Below are 7,584 nucleotides of genomic sequence, written 5' to 3' on the forward strand. Positions count from 1 at the left end.
CTCTCCCGCAAGGGGAGAGGGATACCTATGCTTTAAGCCGCCGCGTTCGAGCGCACCCGCACGAAGCTGCCGGGGGCGTCCTCGAACGCCTTCAGCGGTCCCTTGGCCGGATCGCGCGCCGGGATCAGCTTGCCGGACTTGGCCTTCAGCCAGCCCGCCCAGTGCGGCCACCATGAGCCGGGGTGCTCCACCGCGCCCGACAACCAGCCCTCGACCGAGCCGGGCAGGTGCTCGTTGGTCCAGTGCTGGTACTTCTTGGCGTCCGGGTGGTTGATCACGCCGGCGATGTGGCCCGAGCCGGCCATGGTGAAGGTCACCGGCCCGCCGAAGGCCCGCGCCCCGCGATAGACGCTGCGATAGGGGGCGATGTGGTCGTCTTTCGACGACTGCACGTAGATCGGCGTCTTGACCTTCGACAGGTCCAGCTGCTCCCCGCCCAGGCTCAGGCGGCCGTGGGTCAGGTTGTTGTCCTTGTAGAAGTTGCGCAGGTAGAACAGGTGCAGCGATTTGGGCATCCGCGTCTGGTCGGCGTTCCAGAACAGCAGGTCGAACGGGCGCGGCTCCTTGCCCATCAGGTAGTTGTTGATGAAGAACGACCAGATCAGGTCGTTGCCGCGCAGGGCGTTGAAGGTGTCGGCCATCGACTGGCTGGGCAGGAAGCCGCCTTCCTGGTCCATCCGCTGCTCGATCTCCTTCAGCCACGCTTCGTCGGTGAACAGCAGCAGGTCGCCGGCCTCGGCGAAGTCCTGCTGGGCGGCGAAGAAGGTGGCCGAGTTGATCCGCTTGTCGCCGCGCGCGGCCATGTGGGCCATGCCGCAGGACAACAGCGTGCCGCCGATGCAGTAGCCGACCGTGTTGACCCGATCGACGCCGCACTGGGTCATCACCTGCTGGCTGGCGTCGTAGATGCCCTCCAGCATGTAGTCCTCGAAGGTCTTGGCCGCGAGCTGGCTGTCGGGATTTACCCACGAGGCCACGAACACCGTGAAGCCCTGGCCGGTCAGCCAGCGGATCATCGAGTTCTCGGGGCGCAGGTCGAGAATGTAGAACTTGTTGATCCAGGGCGGGAAGATCAGCAGCGGGATCTCGTACTGCTGCTCCGTGGTCGGATCGAACTGCAGGAGCTGCAGGATGTCGTTCTGGTAGACCACCTTGCCAGGCGCGGTGGCGACGTTCTCGCCGACCTTGAACTTGGCCAGGTCCGTCTGGCTGATGGCCAGCTGGCCGCCGCCGCGCTCCAGGTCGGCGGCGAAGTTCTCCATGCCGCGCTTGAGGCTCTCGCCGCCTGTCTGCATCACCTCGCGCAGGGCCGCGGGGTTGGAGATCAGGAAGTTCGACGGCGAGAAGGCGTCGGTCAGCATCTTGGTGAAGAACTCGACCCGGCGCTTGGACTGCGGATCGACGGTCTCGGCCTGGGCCACCAGCCCGTTCAGCCAGTTCGACGTCAGCAGGTACGACTGCTTCATCATGTCGAACACCGGGTTGGTCACCCAGTCGGGGTCGGAAAAGCGCTTGTCGCCGTGGGCCGGGGCGACGACGGGCTTGGTCTCCTCGCCGACGGCGCGGCGGGCGGCCGACTGCCACAGCTCCATGTAGCCGTTGAAGAGATCGGCCTGGGCGCGCAGCAGCCGGTCGGGCTGGGCCGCCAGGCTGCCGATCACCTCGTTGAGGGCCGGGCCGACGTGGAACGGGTCGGGCGACAGGGCCGCGGGCCGGTCGGCCTGGCGCAGGGCGGCCTCGGCGATCGCGCCCTGGGCGGTGACCGCCGCGCGGGCCAGGTTGGCCGACAGGGTCTCCATCATCCTGCGCTGCTCTTCGGTCAGCAGCGAGGCGATGTCGGGGCTGGCGGAAAAGCCGGCGACCGATTCGGGCCTGGGGTCGGGTTGTGGCGGTGGAGGAGGGGGCTTGGGCGCGGCGGCGGGCTTCTTGGCGGCTGCGGCAGGGGCTTTTCTGGGCTTCGGCGGCGCCTTGGCGCTCTTGCCCGTGTCCTTGCCGGTGGTCCCGCCCTTTGCCATGCGCGTTCCTTCCGTCTGAATGTCGTCGATCGGCGGCCCGATTCTCGTTCGGCGCCTTCCGCTCGCCGCGATCATCGCATAAGACCTGAGACAAGATGAACGGCCAAACCGGTAAAATCGTACGTTACGGCGCCTCGCTGGCGGTCCTCGCGACCTTGCTGTCGGCGTGCGGCACGTCGCCGTTCACGCCGCCGCCGGTGGATCAGACCTCGCCGGTCGCCTCCGCCGCCGAGGCCGCGGCCCACCAGCGCGGCGTGCGGCCGAGCTTCGCCGAGATCCCGGCGATCCCGACCGACATCCCCAAGCCCGGCGAGTACAAGGCCCAGGTGCAGGAAGAGCTGGCGGCCGCCGCCCAGCTGAAGCGCGACACCGCGCCCGACACCTTCGCCCTGTCCGACACCGAAGGCTTCGCCGCCCGCGCCCAGCGCGCGGCCCGCGTTCCGCCGTCGGAGATTCCGACCGTCGCCGACCGCGCCGAGACCGAAGCCTTCGCCAAGGCTGCTCGTGGCCGAGCTACCCCGCCTCCGTCCAAGCCCCAATAGGGCGACGGAGGCATAATTTTCCTTGAACTGGCTTGGCTATGCCCCGCTCGGGGTCTATCCATGCCCGACTTTTCGCTCCTGCAGCGCCAGAGGGCGCACGAGCCATCATGACCGCCGATTTCCATCGCATCCGCCGCCTGCCGCCCTACGTCTTCGAAGAGGTCAACCGCATCAAGGCCCGCCTGCGCGGCCAGGGCGTCGACATCATCGACTTCGGCATGGGCAACCCCGACATGCCCACGCCCCAGCACATCGTCGACAAGCTGGTCGAGACCTCGCGCGATCCGCGCTCGGGCCGCTACTCGGCGTCGAAGGGCATTCCGGGCCTGCGCAAGGCCATGGCCGGCTATTACGACCGCCGCTTCGGCGTGAAGCTGAACCCCGACACCGAGGTGATCTCGACCCTGGGCTCTAAGGAGGGCTTCGCCAACCTCGCCCAGGCCCTGACCGCCCCCGGCGACGTCATCATCTGTCCGAACCCGGCCTATCCGATCCACGCCTTCGGCTTCATCATGGCCGGCGGCGTCATCCGCCACGTGCCGGCGCTGAGCCCCGAGCAGTACCTTTCGAACATCAGCCGCGCGGTGAAGCACTCGGTGCCGCCGCCGTCCGTGCTGATCCTGTCCTATCCGTCCAACCCGACCGCCCAGACGGTGGATCTCGACTTCTACAAGGACGCCGTGGCGCTGGCGAAGAAGCACGACCTGCTGGTCATCAGCGACGTGGCCTACGGCGAGATCTATTTCGAGGACAACCCGCCGCCGTCGATCCTGCAGGTGGATGGCGCCAAAGACATCGCCGTCGAGGTCAACTCGCTGTCGAAGACCTACGCCATGGCCGGCTGGCGCGTGGGCATGGTGGTCGGCAACGCCCGGATCTGCGCGGCCCTGGCCCGCGTGAAGTCCTATCTCGACTACGGCGCCTACACGCCCGTGCAGGTGGCCGCCGCCGCCGCCCTGAACGGTCCCCAAGACTGCGTGGAAGAGATCCGCGGCATCTACAAGGGCCGCCGCGACACCCTGGTGTCGTCGATGAAGCGCGCCGGCTGGGACATCCCCAACCCGCCCGCCTCGATGTTCGCCTGGGCCAAGATCCCTCCGCAGTTCGAAGCCGCCGGCTCGATGCTGTTCTCGCGCCTGCTGATCGAGGAGGCCGGCGTCGCCGTCGCCCCCGGCATCGGCTTTGGCGAATACGGCGAGGGCTATGTCCGCATCGGCCTCGTCGAGAACGAGCACCGCATCAAGCAGGCCGCGCGCAACGTGAAGAAATTCATCGCCAACGCCGACCAGATCCTCGCAAAGGCTCACAACAGCCTCGACCAGGTCTAGAATTTTCAATTCGTCATCCCCCGGCTCGTCCGGGGGACCCAAGCTGAGGCCGACGCCGCTTGGGGCGCCTGAAGGCGGTGACCTCGATCAGGTAGGTCGGCGGCTTGGAAGACTAGGAACCGCACCATGACTCAGAAAACCTGGCGCGTCGGCGTCGCCGGCCTCGGCACCGTAGGCGGCGGCCTCCTGCAGTTCCTGGCCGAACGCCCCGACTTCGCCCCGGCCGGCGACCGCGCCGTCGTCACCGCCGTCTCGGCCCGCTCCAAGTCGCGCCCGCGCACGATCGACATCTCGGGCCTGACCTGGTTCGACGATCCGGTCGCCCTGGCCAGCTCGCCCGACGTCGACCTGTTCGTCGAGCTGGTCGGCGGCAGCGACGGCCCGGCCAAGGCCGCGGTCGAGGCCGCCCTGAAACTCGGCAAGCCCGTCGTCACCGCCAACAAGGCCCTGATCGCCGAGCACGGCGCCGAACTGGCCGCCCTGGCCGAGGCCAACAACGTCCCGCTGCTGTTCGAAGCCGCCGTCATGGGCGGCACCCCGGCCGTGAAGATGCTGCGCGAGGCCATGGTCGGCGACGACGTCGTCTCGGTGGCCGGCATCCTCAACGGCACCTGCAACTACATCCTCTCCGAGATGGAGAAGACCGGCCGTGATTTCGGCGACGTGCTGCGCGAGGCCCAGGCCCTGGGCTACGCCGAGGCCGACCCGACCATGGACGTCGGCGGCTTCGACGCCGGCCACAAGATCACCATCCTGGCGGCTCTCGCCTTCGGCTGCGCCCCTGACTACGAGGCCGCCGAGATCGAGGGCATCAGCGAGGTCGAGCTGCTCGACATCAAGCTGGCCAAGGACCTGGGCTATCGCATCAAGCTCATCGCTGGCACCGCCAAGTCCGACGACGGCGTCTCGGTGAAGGTCCACCCGACCCTGATCCCGCTGACCCACCCGCTGGCCCAGGCCGGCGGCGCCCTCAACGCGCTGTTCATCGAGGGCAAGCGCATCGGCCGCATCTTCATCCAGGGTCCGGGCGCGGGCGCAGGCCCGACCGCCGCCGCCGTCGCCGCCGATATCGCCGACGTCATGACCAAGGCCGTCCGCCCCGTGTTCCAGGCCCCGGCCGGGGCCCTGGCGCCGTTCGTGCCGGTCGATCCGGCCCGCAGCGTCGGCAAGGCCTATCTGCGGATCATGGTCCGCGACGAGCCCGGCGCCATCGCCGCCATCTCCGAAACCCTGGCCGAATGCGGCGTCTCGATCGACGCCTTCCTGCAGAAGCCCGTCGAAGGGGCGGGCGGCGTGCCGATCGTGATCGTTACCCATGCGACTCCGGAATCGAAGCTTCTCGACGCGATTACACGCATCGAAAAACTGCAGGCCGTGCTAGAGCGTCCCCGTCTTCTGCGTGTCGCACGTAGCTAGAGACCGCGAGCAACAAGCGGTCCAGGGTATGAAGACATTGGGAATTTAGCCTCGCCACGGGCTGGGAGACACTGATGAGTTCTAACACCCTGGACCGTTCTCTGGTCCTGGATGCGGTCCGCGTGACCGAAGCCGCCGCCATCGCGTCTTGGACCATGGTGGGCCGGGGTGACGAGATGGCCGCCGACCAGGCGGCCGTCGACGCCATGCGCAATGCGCTCAACGACCTGTCCATCGACGGCGAGATCGTCATCGGCGAGGGCGAGCGCGACGAAGCGCCCATGCTCTATATCGGCGAGAAGGTGGGCCGCGGCGGCCCCAAGGTCGACATCGCCCTCGACCCGCTGGAAGGCACCACCCTGACGGCCAAGGCCATGCCCAACGCGCTGGCCGTGATGGCCTGGGCGCCCAAGGGCACGCTGCTGAACGCCCCCGACACCTACATGGACAAGATCGCCTGCGGTCCGGGCTATCCGGCGGGCGTCATCGATCTCGACAAGTCGCCGGCCGAGAACGTCAAGGCGTTGGCTGAAGCCAAGGGCGTCGATCCCTCCCAGATCACCGTCTGCGTGCTCGACCGGCCGCGCCACGCCGAGATCATCGCCGCCGTCCGCTCGGCCGGCGCGCGGGTCAACCTGATCACCGACGGCGACGTCGCCGGCGTCATCAACACCGCCGATCCCTCGACCGGCATCGACCTCTATCTCGGTTCCGGCGGCGCTCCCGAAGGGGTGCTGGCCTGCGCGGCCCTGAAGTGCGTGGGCGGACAGTTCCAGGGCCGTCTCGTCTTCCGCAACGCCGACGAGCGCGCCCGCGCCGCGCGCTGGGGCGTCACCGACTTCGACAAGAAGTACGATCTGCACGAGATCGTCCGCGCCGACGCCATCTTCGCGGCCACCGGCGTCACCTCCGGCGCCCTGCTCGACGGGGTGACCTTCAAGGACGGCTTCGTCCACACCCACAGCCTGGTGATGAATTCCTCGACCGGCGCCGTGCGCGAAGTGCGCATGAAGCGTCGGGTCTGAGGCTTATCGGGCCAGCTTTGATCGCTGGCCCGTTCCGCCACGTAATACTGTCGTACTAGTCTGCGAGTCGGCTCGCAGCCGCGGCGCGCTTCGCCGCCTGTCCATTCGAGGCCCTTCCTGATGACCGCCCTGATCGATCTCGCCAGCCACCTCGCCGGCGATCCCTCCAGTCCCGCGGTCAAGACCGTCGTCGCCGACATCGCCGCCGCCTGCGCCCGCATCAGCCGCATCGTCGCCGGCGGGGCGATCCTGGGCAATCTCGGCGCGGCCGGGGTGACCAACGTCCAGGACGAGGAGCAGAAGAAGCTCGACATCCTGACCAACGACCTGCTGAGCGACGCGCTCAAGGCCTGCCAGCCGGTCGCGGGCCTGGCCTCCGAAGAACTGGAAGAGATCGAGCCGACCGGCCGCCAGGGCGGCTTCCTCGTCACCTTCGATCCGCTCGACGGCTCCAGCAACATCGACGTCAACGTCTCGGTCGGCACCATCTTCTCGGTGCTGCCCGCGCCGGAAGGCCGCGAGCCGACCGAAGCCGACTTCCTGCAGCCGGGCCGCCATCAGGTCGCCGCCGGCTACGCCGTCTACGGCCCGCAGACCATGCTGGTCCTGACCCTGACCTCGGGCGTCGTCGGCTTCACCCTGTCGCCTGACGACCAGTGGCTGCTGACCCACGCCGCCCCGACCATCCCGGCCGACGCCGCCGAGTTCGCCATCAACGTCTCCAACCAGCGTCACTGGGCAGCCCCGATCCGCCGCTATGTCGACGGCTGCCTGGCCGGAAAGGAAGGCCCGCGGGCCAAGAACTTCAACATGCGCTGGGTGGCCTCGATGGTCGCCGACGTGCACCGCATCCTGATGCGCGGCGGCATCTTCCTCTACCCGTGGGACGCCCGCGAGCCGACCAAGCCGGGCAAGCTGCGCCTGATGTACGAGGCCAACCCCATGGCCCTGATCGTCGAACGCGCCGGCGGCAAGGCCACCGACGGCGTCACCCCCATCCTCGACCTGGCCCCGACCAAGCTCCACCAGCGCGTGCCGGTGGTCCTCGGCTCGGCCAACGAAGTCGACGAAGTCGCCCGCGAAACGGCGGCGGGCTGATCCTCGTTCCTTTTTCACCTCTCCCATAAAATACCCGCGAAAGCTGCACAGCTGATCCCTCTCCCCTTGCGGGAGAGGGTGGCCCTGCGGAGCAGGGTCAGGTGAGGGGTCTCTCAAAACTGAAAGCCGTCCAAAGCCCTTCCCCCTCGATGGGGGAAGG

Annotated in this window: 6 protein-coding genes; 5 read left to right on the forward strand and 1 reads right to left on the reverse strand. The window is 68.2% G+C overall.

All coding sequences use genetic code 11. The annotated features are described in order from the left end of the window. Nucleotides 1-32: 32 nt before the first annotated feature. Complete coding sequence (gene phaC, locus DMC18_RS12235) at nt 33-1,802, reverse strand: class I poly(R)-hydroxyalkanoic acid synthase (protein WP_110132958.1); 1,770 nt, start codon at nt 1,800-1,802, stop codon at nt 33-35. Between the two features lie 308 nt (nt 1,803-2,110). Here phaC and DMC18_RS12245 point away from each other — a divergent pair, with 308 nt between their 5' ends. The 5 genes from DMC18_RS12245 to DMC18_RS12265 all read left to right on the forward strand — a co-directional run bounded on the left by DMC18_RS12245 (nt 2,111) and on the right by DMC18_RS12265 (nt 7,424). Further along, a complete protein-coding gene (locus DMC18_RS12245) occupies nt 2,111-2,557 on the forward strand; it encodes a hypothetical protein (RefSeq protein ID WP_110118261.1) in 447 nt (148 codons plus the stop codon). Between the two features lie 107 nt (nt 2,558-2,664). Continuing rightward, nucleotides 2,665-3,885, forward strand: coding sequence for an LL-diaminopimelate aminotransferase (locus tag DMC18_RS12250; RefSeq protein WP_110118262.1), 1,221 nt, complete (start codon nt 2,665-2,667; stop codon nt 3,883-3,885). Nucleotides 3,886-4,011: 126 nt separating this feature from the next. Then, nucleotides 4,012-5,301 carry a homoserine dehydrogenase gene (locus tag DMC18_RS12255; RefSeq protein WP_110118263.1) on the forward strand — a complete coding sequence of 430 codons (1,290 nt, stop codon included), beginning with the start codon at nt 4,012-4,014 and terminating at the stop codon, nt 5,299-5,301. Nucleotides 5,302-5,375: 74 nt separating this feature from the next. Continuing rightward, complete coding sequence (gene glpX, locus DMC18_RS12260) at nt 5,376-6,326, forward strand: class II fructose-bisphosphatase (RefSeq protein ID WP_110118264.1); 951 nt, start codon at nt 5,376-5,378, stop codon at nt 6,324-6,326. A gap of 120 nt (nt 6,327-6,446) precedes the next feature. Further along, nucleotides 6,447-7,424, forward strand: a complete 978-nt coding sequence (locus DMC18_RS12265) for a class 1 fructose-bisphosphatase (RefSeq protein ID WP_110118265.1) — start codon at nt 6,447-6,449, stop codon at nt 7,422-7,424. The last annotated feature ends 160 nt before the right edge of the window (nt 7,425-7,584 follow it).

Source organism: Caulobacter sp. D5, from assembly GCF_003185805.1.
In the GTDB taxonomy this organism is placed as follows: domain Bacteria; phylum Pseudomonadota; class Alphaproteobacteria; order Caulobacterales; family Caulobacteraceae; genus Caulobacter.

What these genes read in the sequence shown, in the direction of transcription:
- DMC18_RS12250 (WP_110118262.1), top strand. Translation starts at nt 2,665, where the DNA reads ATGACCGCCGATTTCCATCGCATCCGCCGCCTGCCGCCCTACGTCTTC.
- DMC18_RS12265 (WP_110118265.1), top strand. Translation starts at nt 6,447, where the DNA reads ATGACCGCCCTGATCGATCTCGCCAGCCACCTCGCCGGCGATCCCTCC.
- DMC18_RS12255 (WP_110118263.1), top strand. Translation starts at nt 4,012, where the DNA reads ATGACTCAGAAAACCTGGCGCGTCGGCGTCGCCGGCCTCGGCACCGTA.
- DMC18_RS12245 (WP_110118261.1), top strand. Translation starts at nt 2,111, where the DNA reads ATGAACGGCCAAACCGGTAAAATCGTACGTTACGGCGCCTCGCTGGCG.
- phaC (WP_110132958.1), bottom strand. Translation starts at nt 1,802, where the DNA reads ATGATGGAGACCCTGTCGGCCAACCTGGCCCGCGCGGCGGTCACCGCC.
- glpX (WP_110118264.1), top strand. Translation starts at nt 5,376, where the DNA reads ATGAGTTCTAACACCCTGGACCGTTCTCTGGTCCTGGATGCGGTCCGC.